Origin of the sequence: Billgrantia tianxiuensis (assembly GCF_009834345.1) — a bacterium.
Classification (GTDB): Bacteria; Pseudomonadota; Gammaproteobacteria; order Pseudomonadales; family Halomonadaceae; genus Halomonas; species Halomonas tianxiuensis.
In genome coordinates this window covers 4,235,471-4,258,138 of the sequence record NZ_CP035042.1, presented here as the reverse complement: position 1 = coordinate 4,258,138, position 22,668 = coordinate 4,235,471, and the positions used below count along the sequence as shown (strand labels likewise).

Here is a 22,668-nt window from a genome sequence, read left to right as displayed (position 1 = left end):
CCACGGAACTGGTGCTGGCGGCCGGTCATTCAATCCGGTGCGTCAGGTACCGGCAGCCCCCGCTGCGCATAGTAGCCTGCCACGAAGTCAGCCAATGTACCCGCTTCGATGGCACCGCGCAAACCGGCCATCAGGCGCTGATAATAACGCAAGTTGTGGATGGTATTGAGCATCGAGCCGAGCATTTCGCCGCAGCGGTCCAGATGGTGCAGGTAGCTGCGGGAGAAGTTCTGGCAGGTGTAGCAGTCGCAGTCCTCTTCCAGCGGGCGGGTGTCGTAGCGGTGCTTGGCATTGCGGATCTTGATCGTGCCCTCGGCGGTGAACAGATGGCCGTTGCGCGCGTTGCGAGTGGGCATGACGCAGTCGAACATGTCGACGCCGCGGCGTACGCCTTCCACCAGGTCTTCGGGCTTGCCGACTCCCATCAGGTAGCGCGGGTACTCTTCGGGCATCCATTCAGGCAGATAGTTCAGTACCCCGATCATCTCCTCCTTGGGTTCGCCCACGGAGAGGCCGCCGATGGCCAGGCCGTCGAAGCCGATCTCGAGCAGGCCTTCCAGAGAGCGGCGGCGCAGTTCGGGGTACATGCCGCCCTGGATGATGCCGAACAGCGCCGAGGGCGAGCTGCCATGGGCATTCCGCGAACGCTTGGCCCAGCGCAGCGAACGTTCCATGGAGAGTTCGGCTTCCTTCTCGGTGGCCGGGTAGGGCGTGCACTCATCGAAGATCATCACCACGTCGGAGCCCAGCGAGCGTTGCACCGCCATCGACTCCTCGGGGCCCATGAATACCTTGGCGCCGTCCACCGGCGAGCGGAAGTGCACGCCCTCTTCGGTGATCTTGCGCATCTCGCCCAGCGAGAAGACCTGGAAACCGCCGGAGTCGGTGAGAATGGGCTTGTGCCACTGGGCGAAGTCGTGCAGGTCGCCGTGGGCCTCGATCACCTCGGTGCCCGGGCGCAGCCACAGGTGGAAGGTATTGCCGAGTATGATCTCGGCGCCGATCTCTGCCACCGAAGCGGGCGTCATGCCCTTGACCGTGCCGTAGGTGCCCACCGGCATGAAGGCCGGTGTCTCCACCGTGCCGCGGGGAAAGGTGAGGCGGCCGCGGCGCGCCCGGCCGTCGCTGGCCAGCCGCTCGAAGGACATGAAGCATTCGTTGCGCATGGAGTTCTCTTCTTTCGGCAAGACGTCGGTTCGGTGGACGTCTCGCGGGTCAGCCATTCTTGGGGTTCAGGAACGTTTCGGCTCAGGAGCGCTTGCGGGTCAACAGCATGGCATCGCCATAGCTGAAGAAGGCATAGCGCTCGGCCACGGCCTCGCGATAGGCCGCCATGATCGTCTCGTAGCCGGCGAACGAGGAGACCAGCATCAGCAGGGTCGACTCGGGCAGGTGGAAGTTGGTGATCAGGCCGTCCACGCAGCGCCACTCGTAGCCGGGATAGATGAAGATGTCGGTCTCGCCGCTGTAGGGCACGATCCTGCCATCGGTGCTCTGCCGGCACGCGCTCTCCAGGCAGCGCACGCTGGTGGTGCCCACCGCGATCACGCGGCGCCCCGCCGCCTGGGCGACGCGCACCTTGTCGCAGGCCGCTTCGTTCACCTCGATCCATTCGCTGTGCATCTGGTGCTCGCGAATGTCGTCGGCACGCACCGGCTGGAAGGTGCCGGCGCCCACGTGCAGGGTGACGAAGGCACTTTCGACGCCCTTCGCCGCCAGGCGTTCGAGCAGCGGCTCGTCGAAGTGCAGGCCGGCGGTGGGGGCGGCCACGGCGCCGTCGCGACGGGCATAGACGGTCTGGTAGCGGTCGCGGTCGGCGAGTTCGTCGGCGCGGTCGATGTAGGGCGGCAGCGGCATGTGGCCGTGGCGCTCCAGCAGCTCGATCAGCGGCGTCTCGCCGAGAAAGCGCAGTTCGAACAGCGCCTCGCGGCGGCCCTCGACCACGGCGCGAACGTCCCCTTCGAAGATCAGCTCGGTGCCGGGCTTGGGCGACTTGCTGGAGCGAATGTGGGCCAGGCCGCGGTGTGCGTCCAGTGGGCGCTCCAGCAGCATCTCCACCTTGCCGCCGCTGGCCTTGTGGCCGTGCAGTCGCGCCGGGATCACCCGGGTGTCGTTGAATACCAGCAGGTCGCCGGGCTCGAGCAGCTCCAGCAGGTCGGTGAAACGACGATGGGCCAGCTCGCCGCTCTCGCCGTTCACGCACAGCAGGCGGCAGTCGCTGCGTCGCTCGGACGGGTAGCGGGCGATCAGCTCCTCGGGAAGCTCGTAATGAAAGTCGGCGCGCTGCATGCAGGTCGGGTCCGCATTGGTCATCGAGAGGATTCGTGCGCGGCGGCTGGCGAGCCGCCGGAACAGCGGGCAAGGATACCGAAAAACGCCCTGCACGTCAGGCCTGGCGATTGACCTGTCGCACCGGCCACGTATAATGCTCGGCGCTGCCGGCGTGGCGGAATTGGTAGACGCAGCGGATTCAAAATCCGCCGCACGCAAGTGCTTGTCGGTTCGAGTCCGACCGCCGGTACCACTTTGAAAACAGTCGCTTACGAGCGACTGTTTGTGTTTCTGTCCTCCCTCTTTCTAGTGCGTAGTCGCAGTTTTTCTAGTGCGTAGTCGCAGTTTGGTCGCAGAAGGCCCCGCTCAAGCTCGGTAGACGTGAGCCAATATCGTCCAGGCCCGCATCGAACATGTGCGAGTAGCGACTGGTGACGATCAGGCTGGAATGCCCAGGCTCAGCCCGATGAGCGCTGCTAGGGCGATCACCCGTTTCTCGACAATCGAGTGGTCGGGGATGGCTTGGTTGTTGATGGTGCTCTGTGCACCTGTAAACACCTTGGTGAGACCTGCATAACGCTTCAGGCCGTATGAGGTTTAGTGATTTAGCTCCGCGAAGTGAAGATTCTGATCGAAATATTCGATAAGCAATTCGGTAAGAACCCGTATTTTTCTGGCGGGATGATGCCCTGGCGGGCGGATAACATAGGCACCTCCAGGACGCACAGGATAGCGAGTCATAACCGGATCGAGTGCACCAGAGGCTAGATGTTCCTTAATCAGCCCACTTGGAAGCATACCGATGCCAAGTCCGGCAACGGCGGCCGCGACCAACGCTGCACCATTATCGGCCTTGAAGCGCCCTTGCGGGCGAACTGTGATGATTTTGTTGCCATCCATGAATTGCCAGGCTTCGCTGCCTTGCAACAGGGCCTGATGGGCAAGGAGTTCTTCCGGTGTCTCCGGCGCCCCGTGCGCTTTTATATATTCTGGACTCGCAACAACTGTTCCGTAAATTGTTCCTACACGCCTTGCTACCAAGCTTGAATCCTCAAGATAGCCAAGTCGTATAGCGCAGTCATATCCTGCTGCGATAAGGTCAACGACATGATCACTATAGCAAGTGTGAATGTGGAGATGCGGGTGCCGTCGTGCCATTTCTGCGATCACGGGCGCGAAGTGAGTTGAACCGAAAGACAGAGGCGCAGAGACCCGCAGCCGGCCACGTAGGTCACCGGCGGGCAGGATCGTTTCCCTAGCCACATCAATTTCTGCGCAAGCTCTGGCTGCATGGTCGCGGAACGTAGCTCCAGCTTCTGTCAGTGCAGCGCCGCGAGTGGTTCGTGCTAGCAGTTGGATCCCAAGCTCCGTTTCAAGCCGGAAAAGCCGCCTGCTAACGATCGACTTGGAAACACCGAGTCGGCGAGCAGCGGGCGATATCCCCCAGTTTCAGCAACTTTCACAAACGTTAGCAAATCTTCAATGTTCAATTCTGTGTTCCCCTCTTTCACGGCGTAGCTGTTAAGAATTACAATAATGAACCTTTATAACAGTCGGGCTACACTTGTTCGTCCCCAAGACACGGCGTTCGTTCTGATAAAGCACCAGCCTTGCCAGCTAGCCAATCTGAATAGCCACGATCCCTGGATTTGTTCTAGAAAGTCGGCACGTAGGCAATGCTCTATACAAGCCAGGCATACCCTCGTGCGAAAGCTACGGGCCAGCTTGTCATAGCGCGTGGCGATTCGCTGTAGCTCCTTGAGCCAGCCAAAGTCGCACTCGATTGCGTTGCGCAGCCGAACCCCGAGCTTGTCGAACCCATATGGTAGTCTAGGGCGAGGTTATCGATGCATTTTTCGCTGTGCGATGATCGGCTTCATCTGGCGTCGATCGCAGTAGTGGCTCATCGCGCCCTTGGCGGAATCGAGCATATGCTATAAATCCCGCTACTTCGTTGGCTCGGGCTGCCCTGGAGCGGCCCCGAGCCTGTTGTGGCGTACAGTTGCGGATCAGTACAGTTTAGCCAACGCTTCCTTGGTGAAATCGCCCAGCGATTCCTCATCACGGGCACGCACCTTTTTCACCCACGCCGGATCGGCCAGCAACGCACGACCCACAGCGATTAAGTCGAACTCGTCACGTTCCATCCGTGCCACGAGATTATCTAGACTGGCTGGGGCCGAGCTTTCGCCGCTGAAGGCGCCCATGAAGTCGCTGGATAGGCCGACCGAACCGACGCTGATCGTGGGCGCGCCTGTGAGTTTCTTGGCCCATCCAGCGAAATTCAGACCATCGGTACCATCGAGTTCAGGATACTCCGGCTCCCAGAACCGGCGCTGCGAGCAGTGCAGAATATCCGCGCCGGCTTCCACCAGTGGGGCCAGCCAGGCAGCCATCTCATCCGGCGTATTGGCCAGGCGTACGTCGAAGTCTTGCTGCTTCCATTGACTGACGCGGAGAATGATCGGCATATCGGGGCCAACGGCTTCGCGAACGCTCTTGATGACGTCGGCGGCGAACCGGGAACGATCCTTGAGCGTGGCACCGCCGTAACGATCGTTACGCTGATTGGTGGCCGCCCAGAAGAACTGGTCGATCAAATAGCCATGGGCTGCGTGGATTTCGACCGTATCGAAACCGAGCCGCTTGGCGTCGGCAGCGGCTCGAGCATAGGCATCGAGCGTGTCAGCGATCGCTTGGTCGCTCATGGCGTTGCCGCGCGGCTGGCCGGGTGCGACGAGGCCAGACGGGCTTTCCACCGGCACGTCCGGTACCCACTCCGTGAGGAAACTGGCGACCGAGCCCACGTGCCAGATCTGTGGCCCCATGCGGCCACCCGCTGCATGCACACCATCGATGACGTTTTGCCAGCCAGCGAGCGCTTGCTCGCCATGGAAAAACGGGATGTTTGGCTCGTTGCGAGCGGTCGGTCGGTCGATGGTAGTGCCTTCGGACAGAATCAGGCCGACCTCGTTTTCGGCACGCCGACGATAATAGGCGGCGACGTTGTCGTCGGGTACGCCCGATGGCGAAAACGATCGCGTCATCGGTGCCATGACGATACGGTTCTTGAGCGAGAGTGATTTCAGTTGAAAAGGCTGAAACAGAACGTCGACGTTGGATGAGGCCATGGATGCTCCCAGTGATGGATGAGTCTCTAATCGTGGTATATGGTTTATACCAGATACCCGCTGGCCACTTTCAACTCACTAGGTATCCTTGAGGAAACCATCATGCCCAACTCAACTTATCCGATGGCGGCGGCTGATTGCCCCAGCCGCGTGATTCTCGACCAGATCGCAGACAAGTGGTCAGTACTGGTGCTGGCGGCACTGTGCAACGAGCCTCTGCGCTTCAATGCGCTAAGGCGTCAGTTGGAAGGCATCACTCAAAAGGCACTGAGCCATACGCTGCGTCGGCTGGAGCGCAATGGCATCGTCGAACGCCGCGTGATCGCATCGGCGCCGGTCGCCGTGGAATACCGGATTACGCCGCTTGGTCGAACGCTTGAAGCGCCTTTTCAGGCGCTGCATCAGTGGACGCTGCAATACCATCATGAAGTCGAAAAGGCGCGAAGCATTTACGATGCGCGCCAGCAGGCATTGGAGGACGAAACCGAGGGCTGCTAGCGGCCTCTGTGCAATTTTGAGAAGGCTATGGTCTTGCTTGATATGGCTTAGAAACTGAACCATGGTCTTCGAGCATGAGGCCGACTACCCCTCGCAATGGGCGCCTCTCGGCGCGCTCGATGCCGCAAGTTCACGTATCTCGAACTGCCCAGCGATAGTCTGTCGGGCTCATGTGCCGATACTTTTTGAATACCCGGGCGAGAACCTGATTCGACGAGTACCCGACCTCCTGGGCGATCTCAGTGACCGAAAGCTCCGTCAGTTCAAGGAGTTCGCTGGCTTTCTCCACTCTCAGTTCCGTCAGGTAGACTCGTGGCGGGACACCGACGCTCTGCTTGAACATGCGTGCAAAATGAAAAGTTGAGAGCTGTACCTCCGCTGCCAGTTCATCGAGGCTGATGTCTTCCGCAAGTCGTTCCCTCATCAGTTCCATGCAGCGACGCTTTGCCCACGGGGCCAGGCCGCCCTTTGTCGGCGCGAACGGCGTCCCGCTCAACCGGCACAGTTCGGCGAGAATCTCGCAGCCGGCGGCCTGCGCCAGGAGACGCGACGGCACCCCCTCCTCGTCAGACAAGGCCCACAGATTCCGCACCGCAGATTGTATGGCCAGCGAGTGAAATGACCCTCTATTCAGTCGCATGTTTTCCATCGAGAGCCGTCCGTCTGCGGCTTCATCGAGCACTTTCTGCCAGTGCGTTAGAGGAAACGACAAACTTCGAAGCTGATGGCTGGCATCGACCATGACCGTATTGGCGAAGTTCGGCGCGGCGAGAAAAAAACCGCCCCTTTCGCTCATCACATCGAAATGTCCGCCTCCCATGTTCCCGCTGACACGGCAGCCACCGAGCAGGTCCTGATACAGAGTGAGGTCCGGTACGGCCGGGTCGGACATGTCCCCGGCCGGTTGCGCTGCCTCAAGTAGACTTAGGATTCCGCCGGGCGATTTCATCATGCGTACATAGGAGGCGAGGCGCCCCTCGCAGTACCATTGGGTGAAGGACGAATAGGTTGTTGTTGTCACTGTAGTGTCCTCTAGTATTTTAGACTGACTCATGCGGAGAGCTTTCGGGCCGGCATGCACCTCATATCGCTCAGGCCCTATTAGGCGAACCCGGCCTCGGCCTCGTCTTAGTGATGGATTTTCTTCATGCCATGTTAATAAATAATGACGAAAAAATCCGTCTGTCGTCATGAGTGGCCGTTAGATACAGAGTATTTCGTAGGCCAATGTAAACTTAGGAGTCGAGTTTGTTGAGCTGGATAACCGATGCCTACTCTTTGTCAAAGGTACTGCTGTTTATTGAAAGGATATTGCGCACTATTCACTTCCTTTGAGTCGCCATCCAAAAATAACATTTCTTCCTTGCGATTAAGGTATAGCGTATCCTTGTAGCGCCCGGTAGATCTGGCACGCAAATAGCTGTGTTGCCAAATCCGGAACGCATACAGGATCGGCTGCCACCACAGTCACCATGGGGAAATTCACCACGCCGGTCGCTCCCTTTCCACGCTGTAAAGGGAGCAAGATCACCGCCGGTTTCGACGGCGGCGAGATCATCACCAATGATTGTTTCCTGTTGCTTCGCTAGCTTGATCGATTGCGCAGTGCGTTCGCGGACCTCCGCTCGTCCATGGTGACTACGCTGATTCCCCTCAAGCGCGATGAGTACCTTCCTCGGGATTGAACATCGATATGCCGGCTGCGCCTGCCGCTGCCGGCACTTCGTTCTGCAAGACATCCCAGTGCTCGGCTAGCTTGCCGTCCTCGACCCGGAAGATGTCGATCACCACCTGCGGCTCTTCCGCCCAGCCTCGGATCCGGCCGTGAATGGCGACAAGATCGCCTTCGGCGATGATAAGGCCCGGCTCGTAGTGGACGGAGGGTGACAGGGTCTCAACGACCCCCCTGTGGGATGTTCGGATTATGTTGGATGTAATTCTCCGTGTAGAGCCGTTCGACTGCCGAGGCATCGTGGCGTTGGAAAAGTGACGTCATTGCTTCAAGCACTAACGCCTTATTGCGCTGAGGGCGATCATCAGAAGTACGATCTGCGGGGCGTGTGATCGTAAATGCGCCGGTCATCCGCAGAAACTGGCCGTCAGGTAAGGTTGCGTGTGAATGAATCAGACCACGATCATAGTCTTGAACATTGGTGACCGTCGCACCACTCTGCTCCTGCCAGCTTACCGCGAAGAGGCTGTTGCCGAGAGGCACGACCTGAATATCTACCGTCTCGATTCGGGCAAATGACCCTTCCTTGAGCTCGAATTTCAATTGCGTCACTGATAGTAGCGTCAGAATGACTCGAAGCTTTGGATAAGAAACATGCATTTCCAAGCCAACAGGGAAGCTGGCTGTGGACATTTTACGGCCCTTTATTTTGACCCAGCCGGGCTGGCTGCGGTCATAGCCAATGGCATGACGGCTTCTTGTAAGAAGGATGACGAGACTCGAACAACCATTAGCTTTCTCGCGACGCGTCGCTGAAAAGTCTCGTCATCCCAGCTCAGGTTATCCTGCGCTGCCAGGCACCGGCGTATTGAGCAACTGCTGCTCCCACATGTAAGCGATGCTGCTGCCACCGCCATGCTGCTTCACGACCTCAAGCACCTCTGCAAGGTGTTCGGTCCGCGCCCAGTCTCGCTGCCATTCGGAAACCAATGCCATCCAGGTCATCATGTTCACGCCGGCCGCAATCATGCGCTGGATGGCAACTTCGTGGGCCTCCACTGACGTACCGCCCGACGCATCCGTGATTACAGTCACGTCCCAGCCCTCGCCAGCGGCCTGGATAGCAGGCATGGCAACGCACACCTCGGTCCATAGACCTGCAATGATCAGCTGCTTGCGGCCTGTTGCCTTGACCGCATCCACGGTCGGCTTGTCTTCCCAGGTGTTGACCCAGGTGCGGTCGATGATTTCCTGCCCAGGGAATACATCAGTGATCTGAGAAAAGATGTCGCCGCCCTGGGCAGCGACCACGCTTGTCAGGATGGTGGGAACGTTGAAGGCTTTGGCAGCCTTCGCCAGGGCCGTCGAATTGTTAAGCACCATCGTTGGTTCATGGCTATTCAGATTCGCGAGCTGGTAAGGCTGGTGGTCAATCAGCACTAGTACCGATTCTTCAGGACGGAGAAGAGAATCAAGACCGTTGCGAAATTTCATGCTTAAATCCTTTTGATTAGTGGAACGAAAGGGGCCACAGGAACAAAGTTTAGTGATTGGTTTTGAACCTTGTGGCGCACAACCTGCTGCGTTGGTGCCGATCTTGCTGCCGATGCGATTCATGTGACAGGGCAGGATCAAAGAAGATTGCAAATACGGCCGGAAACGGGGGAGACTGATTCTTTCCACAGCAGCATCATCGATCGGCCGGTCGCTCGCAACGATCCGAACGCTCCGTTATTCCATGGCGAGAAAGCGCGAGCCGGCTCGCAGAGTGTCATCGCCGACATGTACGCGTTGCGTGGCCGCTGGACCTTGTGAACTTACCGAAGGGCGATACCGCACCGAAATTGACCGCAAGATCGGCTACTGAACCGCAGCTTCCGCGCCGTCCTTCGTTAACATGCTTGCTAGAGTCAGCAGACTGGAACCACTGGGTGCTTTCGTTCGCAATGGAATTTATTTAAATAGAGAACGGCACGGCTCAACTGCCGACACCGCTCACCATGCCACCATCCTGACCCTGTCGTCTCCAGAATTGCTTAATCTCAACCAGAAGGAGCGCAGTCATGACTATAATTACCACATCCGACGGTACCAATCTCTATTACAAAGACTGGGGCCGAAAGGCGCGCAGCCAATGATGTTTCATCACGGCTGGCCGCTGAGCGCCGACGACTGGGACAGCCAGATGTTGTTCTTCCTGTTTCAAGGCTATCGAGTCATTGCACATGACAGGCGCGGCCATGGCCGTTCGGACCAAACCGATACGGGTAACGAAATGGACACGTATGCCTCGGATGTCGCAGCAATCGTTAAAGCGCTGGACCTCCGTGATGTCATCCATATCGGGCATTCGACCGGTGGGGGCGAGGTCGCTCGTTATGCCGCTCAAGCCGAGCCAGGCCGCGTTGCCAAGGCTGTGCTGATCGGCGCGGTTCCCCCTGTGATGGTCAAGTCCGACAAGAACCCGAACGGCATCCCGATGGAAGTTTTCGACGGATTTCGCGAGGCGCTGGCCCGGAACCGCGCGCAGTTCTATAAAGGTATCCCAAGTGGCCCGTTCTACGGCTTCAACCGCGAGGGTGCGGAGGTGAGCCAGGGCCTGATCGACAACTGGTGGCGACAGGGCATGGCCGGCGGTGCGAAGGCGCATTACGACTGCATCAAGGCGTTTTCCGAGACCGACTTTACCGAGGACCTGAAAGCGATCACCGTTCCGGTTCTTTTCCTGCACGGCGAAGACGACCAGATCGTTCCGATCGAGAACTCGGCGCATAAGGCGATCAAGCTGGTGCGGGACGGAACACTGAAAATCTACCCGGGCCTTTCGCACGGTCTGTTCGCTACCCACCCCGAGATCGTGAACGCCGACCTGCTGGCATTCATTCGCTCATGACGTGAGCATATGGCCCTGAACGGAGCATTCCGCTCAGGGCCAATATTCCAAAGCCGTGGCAGGACCGAGCACAATTGCGTCACGTTACTGGCAGGCTATCCGCCATGCTCGGTGTGAAAGGATCAATACATGAATGTTGCCAGAGTTGCAATCGCGGGTTTCGGAAGCGTCGGCCGCGCCACGGCCAATCTGCTCCTCTCCCGACGCGAAGCCTATCGGCAGGTCTATCGGACGGATGTGCGCCTGGTTGCGGTCTGTGGTTCGCGGTCCGGTATAGTGGATGCGAACGGCCTCGAAGCTGAGCGTTTCGATTTACTCGAATTTGGGCTGTCGGGGCCGGACTTCATTGAAGCGAGTGGCGCCGACATATTGATCGAAGCAGGGCCGAGTGATTTTCGCACCGGAGGCCCAGGCCTTGCCTACATTCGCTCGGCGCTATCAGCGGGGCGCGACACGATCGTCATATCCAAGGGAGCGTTAGTCCACAGTGGTCGAGAGCTACGGTCGCTCGCGCAGACTTCGGGCGTGATGCTGAAGCTCAGCGGCGCGGCAGCCGCCGCTTTGCCTACGGTCGATCTCCTCGAACATAGCCTGAAGGGCTGCAGGGTGCTCGAGATCGAGGGCATCCTCAACGCCACCACCAATTTCTTGCTCGATGCAATGACGACGCGAGGACTCGGCTTCGACGAGGCGCTGCGGCAGGCGCAGGCGGGCGGTTTCGCGGAGGCCGACCCGCGCAACGACACCGAGGGCTGGGATACCGCCAGCAAGCTGCTTATCATCGCCAATTTCGGGATCGGGGCCGAGCTGACGATGAACGATCTTGCCGTGGAAGGCATCCAGACCGTCACCCGTGAGCGCATCGAGGCGTGGCATGCTCAAGGCCTCGTCCCCAAGCTCGTCGGCCATCTCACGAACTCGAATGGTGAAATTCGCGCAAGCGTCGGCATCAAGACCTATCCCCTCGCCGACCCGCTGGCGAATGTGCGCGGAAAGGACAAGGCAATACGCATCATCACCGATGCGATGGGCGAGACCGTTGCCATCGGTTCAGGCAAGGAGCCGCTCGCCACCGCCGCCGCCGCGCTGAAGGACCTCGAGCTTATTCTCATGTCTCGTTGCGGCAGGCCGATACCTCTCAAGAAAACATCGAGCTGAGCGGGGCCTCACCCAACCGGTAAAGCTCGGCGAGTATTTCACAGCCAGCAGCCCGAGCCAGCAGACGTGATGGCGCGCCCTCACACAAAGCCTTGTGTCTCTCCGGGATTGTTGATTAGCTACCAGCAGGCCTGTCCTAGAAGCCTTCCAGCACGATCTTGCCACGTGAACGGCCGCTCTCGATCAGGGCGTGGGCACGGCGCATGTTGTCGACGTCGAGGGGCCCGAAATGCTCGGCCAAGGTGGTCCTCAGTACGCCTTCGTCGATCAGGGCGGCAACGCGCTCCAGCAGTTCGTGCTGGCGGATCATGTCCGTGGTCTGGAATATGGCGCGGGTGAACATCAGCTCCCAGTGCAGCGACAGGCTCTTGCGCTTCAAGGGCAGCGCGTCGAGCCGCTCGGGGTCGTCGATGAGTGCCAGGCGGCCCTGTGGTTTCAGCGCTTCGATCAGGTGCGCATAGTGCCTGTCGGTATGGATCAGGCTGGCGACCCCGGCGTGTGATCCTCAAGGGACTGCCATCGCACGATCAGGTTGAATAACTCTGGTGTTTCGATGCCTTGCGCGAGCATATGACCGCCGTAACCCTTGGCGCGGCTGAGCAAAGGCGCAACTTCGGTGAATGCACGCCTGAACTGCTCAATAAGCTCTTTGCGAACGGGCAGTAGCGCGATTTCATAAATCATTGGATGCTCCCTCAAGTCGAGTCCAACGGTTAAATATTCACACTGACGAGATGAGCTTGTGGCTCGACTGCTATTGCGATCTTTCCCTGAAGACCGTTCTTGGGGCTCTCCAGCAGAGCGTGAGCGACTGGAATGTCGGCTAGGGAGTACACCGCGCCTACATGTGGACGCAGCTGACCGCGCGCTACCAACGCACTCAACTCGTCCAGTTTGCCGCGGTTTTGTCGGGTGAAAACGAAGTGATAACTAGCATTTTTGCCCCAGGCCTCCACAAGGTTTTGTGGCTGAGTAATGTCCACAATCGATACCACTCGGCCAAGTTGTGCAAGCGCGTCGGGGCTGCGCGACAAGGTGTTGCCTCCAATGGTGTCGAACACTACATCGACGCCGTGGCCATCGGTTTCCCGCAGGATGACGTCGACGTAATCCTCCTCCTCGTAGTCGATGACCACATCTGCACCCATATTTCGTACGAAATCAACGTTTGTGTCGCGCACGGTGGTGAACACCATGGCGCCCATGGCTTTTGCCACCTGGATCGCCACATGGCCGACGCCGCCAGCGCCGCCGTGCACCAGGATGCTCTCTCCCACCCTGAGCGCCGCACGCACGACCAGCGCTTCCCACACCGTCCCGCCAACCAGGGTCAGGCTGGCCGCCTCGAGATGACTCAGCGAGGGCGGCTTCTTCCGATAATGCCTTCGGCAGCAACGTGGTACTCGGCATAACTTCCAGGGCCGTCAAAAATCTGCGGGGTGTACCAGACTTCATCGCCTGGCATGAAGCTCGTCACACCCGGCCCGACCGCTTCGACAACGCCGGACACGTCATGCCCGGTAATGGCCGGTAGTGACACCAGCTCGGGATAGTCACCACGTCGGACCTGGTAATCCAGCGGATTGATGGAGGTTGCGTGTACCCGCACCAGAACTTGTCCCGCATGCGGCACTGGCTTGGCTACCTCACTAAGCTCGAACGATTCTGGGCCGCCAAATGCTTTAAGTATCAGCGCTTTCATGATAGGTCCTCATTTCGACAAAAAGGGATATCAGGAGATGCAGCAATTAGGACATTTTTCAGTCGTGGATCATCGCGATGCGTACCTTGAGGGGCAGGATGGCGCCAAAGCTCCAGTGGCGAGCGGCGTCGACGGTAGGGCTGTGCCGCGCTCTTCAAGATGGGGTCCAATCCGAACGAAAGTGCTCGGTGGTTCCAGTCTGCTGACTCTAGCAAGCGTTTAGACGAAGCGTGGTGCAATCGCTGCGGTTTAGTTGCCGATCTTGCGGTCAATCACGGCACGGTAGCGTATTTCACCCTCGCGGGCATATAGCAGAAGCAGTTCGTTAAGCTACCGTCTGCTCAATGGCAAAACTTCTGGAGCAGCTGCGTCAAACGTTAACGCCGACTTCAAACTAGATTAGGAGAAGGCAACATTATGGCCCTTTCAAAAAACACCGTCAGAATCGAGGAAGCCAACTCGACTGTCTTGGTCTTGGAGCGTGGGCGCGGGGACATGCGGACTTGACTTAGGACGACAGCCTCGCTGCGATTGACCGCAAGACCGGCAACTAAACCGCAGTTTGCGCGCCGCAACTTGTCGAAGCGGTTGCTAGAGTGATCAGACTCCCATAGTGATCGCTCACTACGCGCAGTAGACCGGTTCCGTTCAGGTTCTCTTTTTCAGGATGCGACTGAGAAGAAGGCCTAATGATGGGCGCTATTGGCTTTGGCTGGCTGTAAGCAGTTGCTCTGCTAGGGGGGCACCGTCGCTGTGCCGCTTTTCGAGACACCTGGGTCAGCACCATATTCAAGGCGCGATCCATCAGTGCTGATATAGCCACCATTCAGCATTCTCCAGGAGAATTCTATCATGGCCAAAGCATCCGACCTGTTCATTCAGTGCCTTGAAGAGGAGGAGGTGGAGTACATATTTGGGGTCCCTGGTGAGGAAAATCTCGACATGCTCGACAGCCTCAGCCGCTCGACCTCGATTCAACTGATCCTTGCCCGGCACGAACAGGGGGCAGGCTTCATGGCTGCGACCTATGGCCGGCATACCGGCAAGGCTGGGGTGTGCATGGCAACGCTAGGGCCAGGTGCGACTAATTTAGTCACCTCCGCCGCCTATGCGCAGCTTGGCGGTATGCCGATCCTGATGGTCACCGGGCAAAAGCCGATCAAGAAGTCGAAACAAGGCCGATTCCAGATCCTCGATGTGGTTGACATGATGAAGCCGCTAACCAAGTTCACTCATCAGCTCGCCAGCGCCGACAACATCCCCAGCCGGGTGCGCGAAGCATTCCGGCTTGCCGAAGAGGAGAAGCCCGGCGCGACCCATATCGAGTTTCCCGAGGACATCGCCGCCGAGAAGACCGAATCAATGCCGCTCAAGCGCAGCCTCACTCGGCGACCCAATGCCGATGTGAAGTCGATTCGCGCTGCGGTGCATGCGCTTGAAAATGCCCAATCGCCGATCCTGGTGGTTGGTGCAGGCGCCAACCGCACCATGACCTGCCGGATGTTGCGGCAGTTCATCGAGAAGACCGGCATTCCGTTCCTTACCACTCAGCTCGGCAAGGGCGTGATCGACGAACGTCACCCAAAGTTTGTTGGTTGCGCGGCTCTGTCAGCGGGCGACTTTGTCCACCACGCGGTCGAAGCCGCCGATCTGATCGTCAATATCGGTCATGACGTAATTGAGAAGCCACCGTTCTTCATGCAGCCGGGCGGTGCGCAGGTGATCCATATTTCGTCCAAGACCGCTGAGGTTGATCCGGTCTATTTTCCGCAGATTGAGGTTGTCGGCGACATAGCCAATGCGATCTGGCAGATCAAACAGAACATCGTCCCCAATGGAGGCTGGACGTTCGATGCGATGCTGGCGGCGCGCAAGGGGCAGGTCGCGCACACCGCGTCGATCTCGGGGGATGCACGCTTCCCTATCTTCCCACCTTACCTAGTCGAACAGGTCCGCGCGGCGATGCCCGAAGACGGCATCATCTGCCTCGATAACGGGGTGTACAAGATCTGGTTCGCGCGCGACTATCCGGCCTACCGCCCCAATACCGTGCTACTCGATAACGCGCTCGCCACGATGGGCGCGGGCCTGCCCTCTGCCATGGCATCGGCGATGGTCTATCCCGAGCGCAAGGTGATGGCGATCTGCGGAGATGGCGGCTTCATGATGAACAGCCAGGAAATGGAGACCGCCGTTCGCTTGAAGCTCAACCTCACCGTGCTGATCCTCAACGACAACAGCTATGGGATGATCCGCTGGAAGCAGGCGAACATGGGTTTCAAGGACTGGGGACTCACCTATGGCAACCCCGATTTCGTCAAGTACGCGGAAAGCTATGGCGCTTTCGGCTATCGCGCCGAAAGTGCCGAGCATCTCAAGAAGCTGCTTGTACATACCCTCGATACGCCGGGCGTTCATCTGATCGACTGTCCGGTCGACTATTCAGAGAATGATCAGATCCTCAACATCGACATCAAGATGCTGTCGAAAGAGTTGCAATCGTTGCCCCTATCCCCGGCTTCGCCGGAAAACGGTATGCATCCCGGGAGTTTCGAATGACCAAGCTCAAGTCCATCTATCCGCTCTATCTCAACAACGTGGCGCAGCAGCCGAACGCCGATCTCACCGTGACCGACAAGTTCACCGGCGAGGTCGCGTTCCGCGTCGCGCAGGCCGATGCCGCGACAATCGATGCGGCAATCGCCGGCGCAGTCGAGGCGGCAGGACCGATGGCGCGGATGGCAAGCTACGAGCGACAGGCGGTGCTCACCCATTGCGTCACCCGCTTCACCGAGCGGTTCGACGAGCTCGCGTACGCGCTGTGCGTCGAGGCGGGCAAGCCGATCAAGGACAGCGAGGGGGAGGTCGGCCGGCTGATCGACACCTTCCGCATCGCCGCAGAGGAGTCGGTGCGGACGACCGGAGAGGTCCAGTCGCTCGACATTTCGGCGCGCGCCAAGGGCTATCAGGGCATCTGGAAACGCGTGCCCATCGGACCGTGCTCCTTCATCTCGCCGTTCAACTTCCCGCTCAACCTGGCCGCCCACAAGATCGCTCCGGCGCTTGCGGTGGGCTGTCCGTTCGTGATGAAACCGGCTAGCCGCACCCCCTTGGGCGCGATCATCATCGGCGAAGTGCTGGCCGAGACCGACCTGCCCAAAGGCGCATTCTCTATTCTGCCCGCCAGTCGCGACGGAGCCGACCTGTTCACCACTGACGATCGACTCAAGCTGCTCTCCTTCACTGGATCGCCCGATGTTGGCTGGGACCTCAAGGCCCGCTGCGGCAAGAAGAAGGTGGTGCTCGAGCTAGGCGGCAATGCCGCGGTGATCGTCGATGCTGATGCTGATCTCGACGATGCGCTCGAGCGCATCATTTTCGGCGCCTTCTACCAGTCGGGGCAGAGCTGTATCGGGGTGCAGCGCATCATCATCCATGCAAATATCTACGACCGTTTCCGCGATATGCTGGTCGCCAGGACAAAGACCCTGGTGGTGGGCGACCCCAAGCAGCGCGACACGTTCATCGGCCCGATGATTCATGTCAAGGAAGCGACGCGGCTCGAAACCTGGATCGACGAGGCAGTCGCCGCTGGTGGTACTCTGCTCTGCGGCGGCAACCGCGAGGGTGCGATGCTCGCTGCCACCCTACTCGAAGCCGTGCCTGCCGACACCAGGATCGTCACTGAAGAGGCATTCGGGCCAGTCGCTGTGCTGTCACGCTTCACTGATTTCAATGCTGCTCTCACCGAGGTCAATGCCTCCAAATTCGGGCTGCAGGCGGGCGTCTTTACCCGCGACCTGTTCAAGATGTTCGATGCCTGGGATCATCTCGACGTCGGCGGGGTGGTCATCAATGATGTGCCCAGCTATCGCGTCGACAACATGCCCTATGGCGGGGTCAAGGACTCGGGCCTAGGCCGCGAAGGCGTACGTTTCGCAATGGAGGACATGACCGAAATCCGCAACCTGGTGATTCGCCGACCCTAAGACGCGCCTTTAGGGGACGAAGCCGAGGACGTTAGGAAGAAATTCCTTCAACGCAAGCAACTTCTACGAATTTCTGTAGTTCTTCAATGTCCACTTTGGCGTTCCACGTATAGAGGCAATAGTTTCTATAAGGTGGTATCGCCAAATGGAAACTAGAATAGAACAATGCTGCTCCTAATAGGTATCGCCGTTGAGGGGGCACTGCCAACGGAGCTGGAAGAAGCTTCCCTGTTAGGAAATGCTGCTATATTTCAATGGCTTGTGGGTTACTTTGGCCTAGCGGACAGCTGCAATCTTCTCGCGTCACGCCGATCTGCCTAAATTAGGTATTCGCACGCGGCCGGTCGTGCTTAGGCTCCCGTTAAAGGCATGGCTTATTGGATATTGTGCAGTTGCGGTCATCCGGACCCCGTACACCAAACCGCAAGATTGGCACCGTCTCAGCAGAATCGGCGACGTAGAGCCAGAAAATGCTCGCTAGAATTTTCTTCAATACGTGGCTCCGTACCGCAACCGCTGCCAGCCAGCGGGATCACGGACCAGCATGCGCCATCAGCCGGAAAAGCGGCTAGACCGGAACGGAATGAACTGACAATGCCTACTCATGACACTCCGCCCCCACGCCTGACAACCAGCTCCGGTGCTTCCGTCGCTGAAAATCAAAACAGCCTTACTGTTGGTGCGCGCGGCCCGATCCTCATGCAGGACTGGCAACTGATCGAAAAACTGGCTCACCAGAACCGCGAGCGGATTCCCGAACGCGTCGTCCATGCCAAGGGTTGGGGGGCGCATGGCATGCTCAGGATAACGGGTGACATATCTCACCTGACTTGTGCTGACGTGTTACAACCCGGTGCCGAGACGCCGATGATCGCGCGATTCTCGACAGTGGCCGGTGAGCTGGGTGCCGCGGATCACGAACGAGACGTGCGTGGTTTCGCACTCAAGTTTTATACGGACGAAGGTAATTGGGACTTAGTCGGCAACAACTCGCCGGTCTTCTTCGTGCGTGATCCGCTCAAGTTCCCGGATTTCATCCACACGCAGAAGCGCCACCCGCGCACCAACCTGCGATCGGCGACGGCGATGTGGGACTTCTGGTCATTGTCTCCCGAGAGCCTTCATCAGGTAACGATCCTCTTCTCGGATCGCGGCCTGCCTGTGAGCCCGATGCATATGAACGGCTACGGTAGCCACGCCTACAGCCTTTGGAACGACAAAGGGGGTCGGGTCTGGGTCAAATTCCACTTCAAGACACGGCAAGGCCATCGCCATTACACCAACGCCGAGGCTGAGGAGGTCGTGGGCCGAACCCGCGAAGGCTATCAGGAAGCGCTGTTCGGCGCGATAGAGGCGGGAGAATTCCCGCAATGGACCGTGCAGGTACAGATCATGACGCAGGATCAAGCTGATGCCTGTCCATTCAACCCATTCGACCTTACCAAGGTCTGGCCGCATGCGGATTTCCCGCCGATCGAAATAGGCATTCTCGAACTCAACCGCAATCCAGAGAACTACTTCGCGGAGATCGAACAGCTTGCCTTCAGTCCATCAAATGTCGTCCGAGGCATCGGCCACTCGCCGGACAGAATGCTGCAGGGCAGGATCTTCTCCTATGCGGACGCCCATCGCTATCGGCTTGGCACCCATTACGAATCGCTGCCGGTCAACAGGCCACACTGCCCCGTGCACCATTATCACAAGGACGGGGCGATGCGCTTCTTCGACAACATGCCCAACCCGGATGCCTATTACGAGCCGAACAGCTTCGGCGGTCCGATGGAGGACCGATCATTCACCGAACCTCCGCTCGATCTGTACGGCCCGGCTGCTCGGTTCGATCATCGGGACGGTAACGACGACTTCAGCCAGCCGCGCGCCCTGTTCCTGCTGTTCGATGACGAACAGAAGGATCGGCTGTTCGCCAACATCGCGGCTGCGATGTGCGGGGTCCCCGCTTGGATCAGCGAGCGGCAGATAGAACTCTTCCGACAGGTCCATCCGGATTTCGGCGCAGGCGTCTCGGTGGCGCTGGACGCATTGGACCCGCAATTCTGAGTAGGTTCGAGCAGAAAAGGATGACATTCATGAATAGGAACCTAGTAATCGAAGCCATCATCGTTTCGCCTTCCCGGAAGATGCTGAACTAGTGTTGGCGGATGACAATAGCAGATTTGTGTATGAGGAGTAGGGAGAACTAGCGGCACCCCTTGCTCCATTTCACTACCCGTCGCTGATTGTTTTCCAAGATATTGAAATGCGCCCTATCCTTCGAAGGAGTAGTGTCATGTCAAAAGAATTTCTCGAAGTTTTGACCCCCGGAACAGCCAGATAATCTTCATCGATCAACAGCCACAAATGGCTTTTGGTGTGCAGTCTATTGACCGGCAAACCTTGAAGAACAATGTTGTAGGCTTGGCCAAGGCAGCGAAAGTGTTCGGCATCCCAACGACTATCACGACCGTCGAAACCGAAAGTTTTTCGGGTCACACGTACCCAGAGTTACTGGCTGTCTTTCCCGACCATGCGATTCTTGAGCGTACCTCGATGAACTCCTGGGATGATCAGAACGTGCGTGACTCTCTGGCTTCTAACGGCCGCAAGAAAGTGATTGTCTCCGGGTTATGGACTGAAGTGTGTAACACAACCTTCGCGCTTTCTGCCATGCACGATGCAGGATACGAAATCTACATGGTCGCGGACGCTTCCGGCGGTACCTCGCAGGAGGCCCACGACTATGCCATGCAGCGTATGATCCAGGCCGGCGTAGTACCGGTGACCTGGCAGCAGGTACTGCTGGAGTGGCAACGCGACTGGGCCCATCGGGATACTTACGATGCTGTTATGGGGATCGCTAAGGAGCATTCTGGCGCCTACGGTATGGGCATCGACTATGCTTACACCATGGTTCACAAGGCTCCTGAGCGTGTCAAACATGGTGACCGGATCGGTCCTAATCCAGCTGACAAATAAACACAGATCAAGTCTGGGTGAACGATACAGGGACGACTGTTCTCCCAGGCTAAGGCTAGGTAAAGAGGCGTTCAACTCCTTGTGAGAACAGTTTTCGGGTAAAGCGGGACACACGTATGTCAACCATTGAGGTGGGCTATGAAAATCTATGTCTTGTCATTGGGAGCTGGCCTACTAGTTGGCGTCATCTATAGTCTACTGAGCGTACGCTCACCGGCCCCCCTTTGGTAGCGTTAGTCGGTTTGCTCGGCATTCTGATCGGCGAACAGGTCGTTCCAATTAGTAAACATTTATTGGCTGGATCCGTATTCAGTGCCGCTTGTGCTAAGTCACAAACGCTCGATCATGTGCTTGGACAATTACCCGGTCGATATTCTTCGAAAAAGGCGCCAGAAGACAAACCGTCGTAAGCAGCGTATTAGAACGCTGACACGCTTCTTGTAAAGGAAGTACCCTCATGCCTAACTCTACTCCCGACATTATTTTCTATAACGGTCAGATAACAACGCTCGATCGGGCCAACCCAACTGCCACTGCGGTCGCGATCAAGGATGGTAAGTTCCTGGCCGTTGGTCCAGATCAGGAAGTCATGTCCCTGGTTGGCGTCAGTACCCGGGTCGTAGACCTAAGGCGTCGCAACGTGTTGCCTGGACTATACGATAACCATACCCATGTGGTACGCGGCGGCCTGAACTACAATATGGAGCTACGTTGGGATGGTGTGCGCTCGTTGGCTGACGCAATGGATATGCTTAAGCGTCAAGTCGCCGTGACTCCGGCGCCACAATGGGTACGTGTGGTGGGTGGTTTCACCGAGCACCAATTCGTTGAGAAACGTCTGCCGACGATCGCTGAAATCAATGCGATCGCCCCCGATACTCCTGTCTTTTTGATGCACCTGTATGACCGTGCGCTACTTAATGGTGCCGCCTTACGCGCCGTCGGCTATACGAAGAATACGCCCGAACCGCCTGGCGGCCAGATAACCCGCGATGCCAATGGCAACCCCACTGGCCTGCTGTTGGCTAAGCCCAACGCGATGGTTCTCTACTCCACGCTCGCAAAGGGGCCGAAGCTCCCGTTCGACTATCAGGTCAACTCCACACGCCATTTCATGCGTGAACTAAACCGCCTGGGGGTGACTGGTGTGATCGATGCGGGTGGGGGCTTCCAGAATTACCCAGAAGACTACGAGGTTATTCAGAAGCTTTCCGACGAAGGGAAGATTACCGTTCGTCTGGCCTACAATCTCTTCACGCAGAAACCGAAGGAAGAAAAAGAAGACTTCCTGAAGTGGACGTCCAGTGTGAAGTACAAGCAGGGTGACGACTACTTCCGCCACAACGGCGCCGGCGAGATGCTTGTGTACTCGGCTGCTGACTTCGAGGATTTTCGCGTTGAGCGTCCCAACATGCCGCCAGAAATGGAAGGCGAGTTGGAGGAAGTCGTGCGTGTGCTAGCAGAAAACAAGTGGCCCTGGCGGTTGCACGCCACCTACGACGAAACCATTACTCGCGCACTGGATGTATTCGAGAAGGTTAACCAGGACATTCCGCTGGATGGTATCAACTGGTTCTTCGACCACGCTGAGACCATCTCTGACAAATCCATTGACCGTGTCGCTGCACTGGGTGGCGGCATCGCGGTGCAGCACCGCATGGCCTATCAAGGTGAATATTTTGTCGAACGCTATGGTGCTCGCGCTGCCGAGGCGACCCCACCCGTCAAACGCATGCTCGAGAAGGGGGTTAAGGTATCCGCTGGAACCGATGCTACCCGTGTGGCCTCCTACAATCCCTGGGTGTCGCTGTCGTGGATGATTACCGGAAAAACAGTCGGCGGTCTCGGTTTGTATCCACGAGATAATCTGCTCGACCGCGAGACGGCGCTGCGCATGTGGACCGAGAAGGTGGCATGGTTCTCCAACGAGGAAGGCAAGCGGGGCCGCATCGAGGCCGGCCAGTTCGCTGACTTTATCGTACCGAGTCAGGATTTCTTCAGCGTGCCTGAAGACGAGATCTCCTTCCTGACTTCCGACCTAACGGTAGTAGGTGGGCGCGTTGTCTATGGTGACAATGATTTTGCGCCACTGGACGACAACACACTACCGCCTGCCATGCCTGACTGGTCGCCGACACGCACCTTTAAGGGCTACGGAGCCTGGGGCGAGCCAGAAGGCGCAGGCAAGAACTCCCTGGCACCCTTGCACGCTCAGGCGATGGCCACCTGCGGCTGTGCCAGTGCCTGTGGTCTACATGGCCATGCTCATGCCCAAGCTTGGGGCTCCCCAGTTCCAACATCGGATCTTAAAGGTTTCTTTGGAGTTCTCGGCTGCTCTTGCTGGGCCGTGTAAGGGGATACATCTCATGCATATATTTGTT

At 58.1% G+C, this 22,668-nt stretch carries 21 protein-coding genes, 1 tRNA gene and 1 pseudogene; 10 read left to right on the top strand and 13 right to left on the bottom strand.

Going from position 1 to position 22,668, the window contains the following annotated elements:
- Positions 1-29: 29 nt before the first annotated feature.
- Both tgt and queA read right to left on the bottom strand, forming a co-directional pair.
- On the bottom strand, positions 30-1,148 hold the full coding sequence (gene tgt, locus EKK97_RS19825; RefSeq protein ID WP_479688645.1) for a tRNA guanosine(34) transglycosylase Tgt: 1,119 nt from the start codon (positions 1,146-1,148) through the stop codon (positions 30-32).
- Positions 1,149-1,248: 100 nt separating this feature from the next.
- Positions 1,249-2,289: a tRNA preQ1(34) S-adenosylmethionine ribosyltransferase-isomerase QueA gene (gene queA, locus EKK97_RS19820; RefSeq protein WP_159555882.1), complete on the bottom strand. Its 1,041-nt coding sequence runs from the start codon at positions 2,287-2,289 to the stop codon at positions 1,249-1,251.
- A gap of 148 nt (positions 2,290-2,437) precedes the next feature.
- On the opposite strand from queA, the gene EKK97_RS19815 reads away from it, so the two are divergent.
- A tRNA-Leu gene (locus EKK97_RS19815) sits at positions 2,438-2,524 on the top strand.
- Between the two features lie 344 nt (positions 2,525-2,868).
- On the opposite strand, the gene EKK97_RS19810 is transcribed toward EKK97_RS19815, so the two are convergent.
- From EKK97_RS19810 to EKK97_RS19800, 3 genes are all read right to left on the bottom strand, one after another.
- Positions 2,869-3,672 carry a LysR family transcriptional regulator gene (locus EKK97_RS19810; RefSeq protein WP_422673582.1) on the bottom strand — a complete coding sequence of 268 codons (804 nt, stop codon included), beginning with the start codon at positions 3,670-3,672 and terminating at the stop codon, positions 2,869-2,871.
- A gap of 143 nt (positions 3,673-3,815) precedes the next feature.
- Entirely contained in the window at positions 3,816-4,055 is a 240-nt protein-coding gene (locus EKK97_RS25525) for a hypothetical protein (protein WP_422673581.1), read from the bottom strand.
- 225 nt (positions 4,056-4,280) lie between these two features.
- On the bottom strand, positions 4,281-5,402 hold the full coding sequence (locus tag EKK97_RS19800) for an NADH:flavin oxidoreductase (protein ID WP_159554566.1): 1,122 nt from the start codon (positions 5,400-5,402) through the stop codon (positions 4,281-4,283).
- 102 nt (positions 5,403-5,504) lie between these two features.
- Between EKK97_RS19800 and EKK97_RS19795 the strand changes: the two genes are divergently transcribed.
- Complete coding sequence (locus EKK97_RS19795) at positions 5,505-5,900, top strand: winged helix-turn-helix transcriptional regulator (RefSeq protein WP_159554564.1); 396 nt, start codon at positions 5,505-5,507, stop codon at positions 5,898-5,900.
- A 130-nt stretch (positions 5,901-6,030) separates the two neighbouring features.
- Here the strand turns inward: EKK97_RS19795 and EKK97_RS19790 are convergent, their stop codons facing one another.
- The 4 genes from EKK97_RS19790 to EKK97_RS19780 all read right to left on the bottom strand — a co-directional run bounded on the left by EKK97_RS19790 (position 6,031) and on the right by EKK97_RS19780 (position 9,066).
- Entirely contained in the window at positions 6,031-6,921 is an 891-nt protein-coding gene (locus EKK97_RS19790; protein ID WP_201296950.1) for a helix-turn-helix domain-containing protein, read from the bottom strand.
- 632 nt (positions 6,922-7,553) lie between these two features.
- Complete coding sequence (locus EKK97_RS25990; protein ID WP_340162901.1) at positions 7,554-7,871, bottom strand: nuclear transport factor 2 family protein; 318 nt, start codon at positions 7,869-7,871, stop codon at positions 7,554-7,556.
- Positions 7,795-8,265, bottom strand: a complete 471-nt coding sequence (locus EKK97_RS24025; RefSeq protein WP_201296948.1) for a nuclear transport factor 2 family protein — start codon at positions 8,263-8,265, stop codon at positions 7,795-7,797. The genes EKK97_RS25990 and EKK97_RS24025 overlap by 77 nt, the downstream gene beginning before the upstream one ends.
- 147 nt (positions 8,266-8,412) lie before the next feature.
- Complete coding sequence (locus EKK97_RS19780) at positions 8,413-9,066, bottom strand: hydrolase (RefSeq protein WP_159554560.1); 654 nt, start codon at positions 9,064-9,066, stop codon at positions 8,413-8,415.
- A 640-nt stretch (positions 9,067-9,706) separates the two neighbouring features.
- Here EKK97_RS19780 and EKK97_RS19775 point away from each other — a divergent pair.
- On the top strand, positions 9,707-10,465 hold the full coding sequence (locus EKK97_RS19775; protein ID WP_236551295.1) for an alpha/beta fold hydrolase: 759 nt from the start codon (positions 9,707-9,709) through the stop codon (positions 10,463-10,465).
- Between the two features lie 129 nt (positions 10,466-10,594).
- Positions 10,595-11,623 carry a homoserine dehydrogenase gene (locus EKK97_RS19770; protein WP_159554558.1) on the top strand — a complete coding sequence of 343 codons (1,029 nt, stop codon included), beginning with the start codon at positions 10,595-10,597 and terminating at the stop codon, positions 11,621-11,623.
- Between the two features lie 136 nt (positions 11,624-11,759).
- Here the strand turns inward: EKK97_RS19770 and EKK97_RS19765 are convergent, their stop codons facing one another.
- From EKK97_RS19765 to EKK97_RS24015, 4 genes are read right to left on the bottom strand one after another with little or no spacing between them, the layout of a single operon-like run.
- The gene (locus EKK97_RS19765; RefSeq protein ID WP_340162988.1) at positions 11,760-12,044 is read right to left on the bottom strand and encodes a zinc-binding dehydrogenase; all 285 of its coding nucleotides are present in this window, start codon (positions 12,042-12,044) and stop codon (positions 11,760-11,762) included.
- Between the two features lie 56 nt (positions 12,045-12,100).
- Positions 12,101-12,307, bottom strand: coding sequence for an antibiotic biosynthesis monooxygenase family protein (locus tag EKK97_RS19760; RefSeq protein ID WP_159554556.1), 207 nt, complete (start codon positions 12,305-12,307; stop codon positions 12,101-12,103).
- 29 nt (positions 12,308-12,336) lie between these two features.
- Entirely contained in the window at positions 12,337-12,936 is a 600-nt protein-coding gene (locus tag EKK97_RS24020; protein WP_201296947.1) for a zinc-binding dehydrogenase, read from the bottom strand.
- A 41-nt stretch (positions 12,937-12,977) separates the two neighbouring features.
- Entirely contained in the window at positions 12,978-13,325 is a 348-nt protein-coding gene (locus EKK97_RS24015) for an alcohol dehydrogenase catalytic domain-containing protein (RefSeq protein WP_201296946.1), read from the bottom strand.
- An 852-nt stretch (positions 13,326-14,177) separates the two neighbouring features.
- On the opposite strand from EKK97_RS24015, the gene EKK97_RS19750 reads away from it, so the two are divergent.
- The 6 genes and pseudogenes from EKK97_RS19750 to EKK97_RS19725 all read left to right on the top strand — a co-directional run bounded on the left by EKK97_RS19750 (position 14,178) and on the right by EKK97_RS19725 (position 22,640).
- Positions 14,178-15,884, top strand: a complete 1,707-nt coding sequence (locus EKK97_RS19750; protein ID WP_159554554.1) for an acetolactate synthase large subunit — start codon at positions 14,178-14,180, stop codon at positions 15,882-15,884.
- The gene (locus EKK97_RS19745; protein ID WP_159554552.1) at positions 15,881-17,314 is read left to right on the top strand and encodes an aldehyde dehydrogenase family protein; all 1,434 of its coding nucleotides are present in this window, start codon (positions 15,881-15,883) and stop codon (positions 17,312-17,314) included. Before EKK97_RS19750 ends, EKK97_RS19745 begins: the two co-directional genes overlap by 4 nt.
- Positions 17,315-17,908: 594 nt before the next feature.
- Complete coding sequence (locus EKK97_RS19740) at positions 17,909-19,372, top strand: catalase (RefSeq protein WP_159554550.1); 1,464 nt, start codon at positions 17,909-17,911, stop codon at positions 19,370-19,372.
- 300 nt (positions 19,373-19,672) lie between these two features.
- On the top strand, positions 19,673-20,287 hold the full coding sequence (locus tag EKK97_RS19735) for a hydrolase (RefSeq protein WP_201296945.1): 615 nt from the start codon (positions 19,673-19,675) through the stop codon (positions 20,285-20,287).
- 138 nt (positions 20,288-20,425) lie between these two features.
- Positions 20,426-20,697: pseudogene (locus EKK97_RS26190) on the top strand (XapX domain-containing protein).
- Positions 20,698-20,744: 47 nt separating this feature from the next.
- Positions 20,745-22,640 (top strand): amidohydrolase, encoded by a 1,896-nt coding sequence (locus tag EKK97_RS19725; RefSeq protein WP_159554548.1) that lies wholly within the window; start codon positions 20,745-20,747, stop codon positions 22,638-22,640.
- Positions 22,641-22,668: the final 28 nt, after the last annotated feature.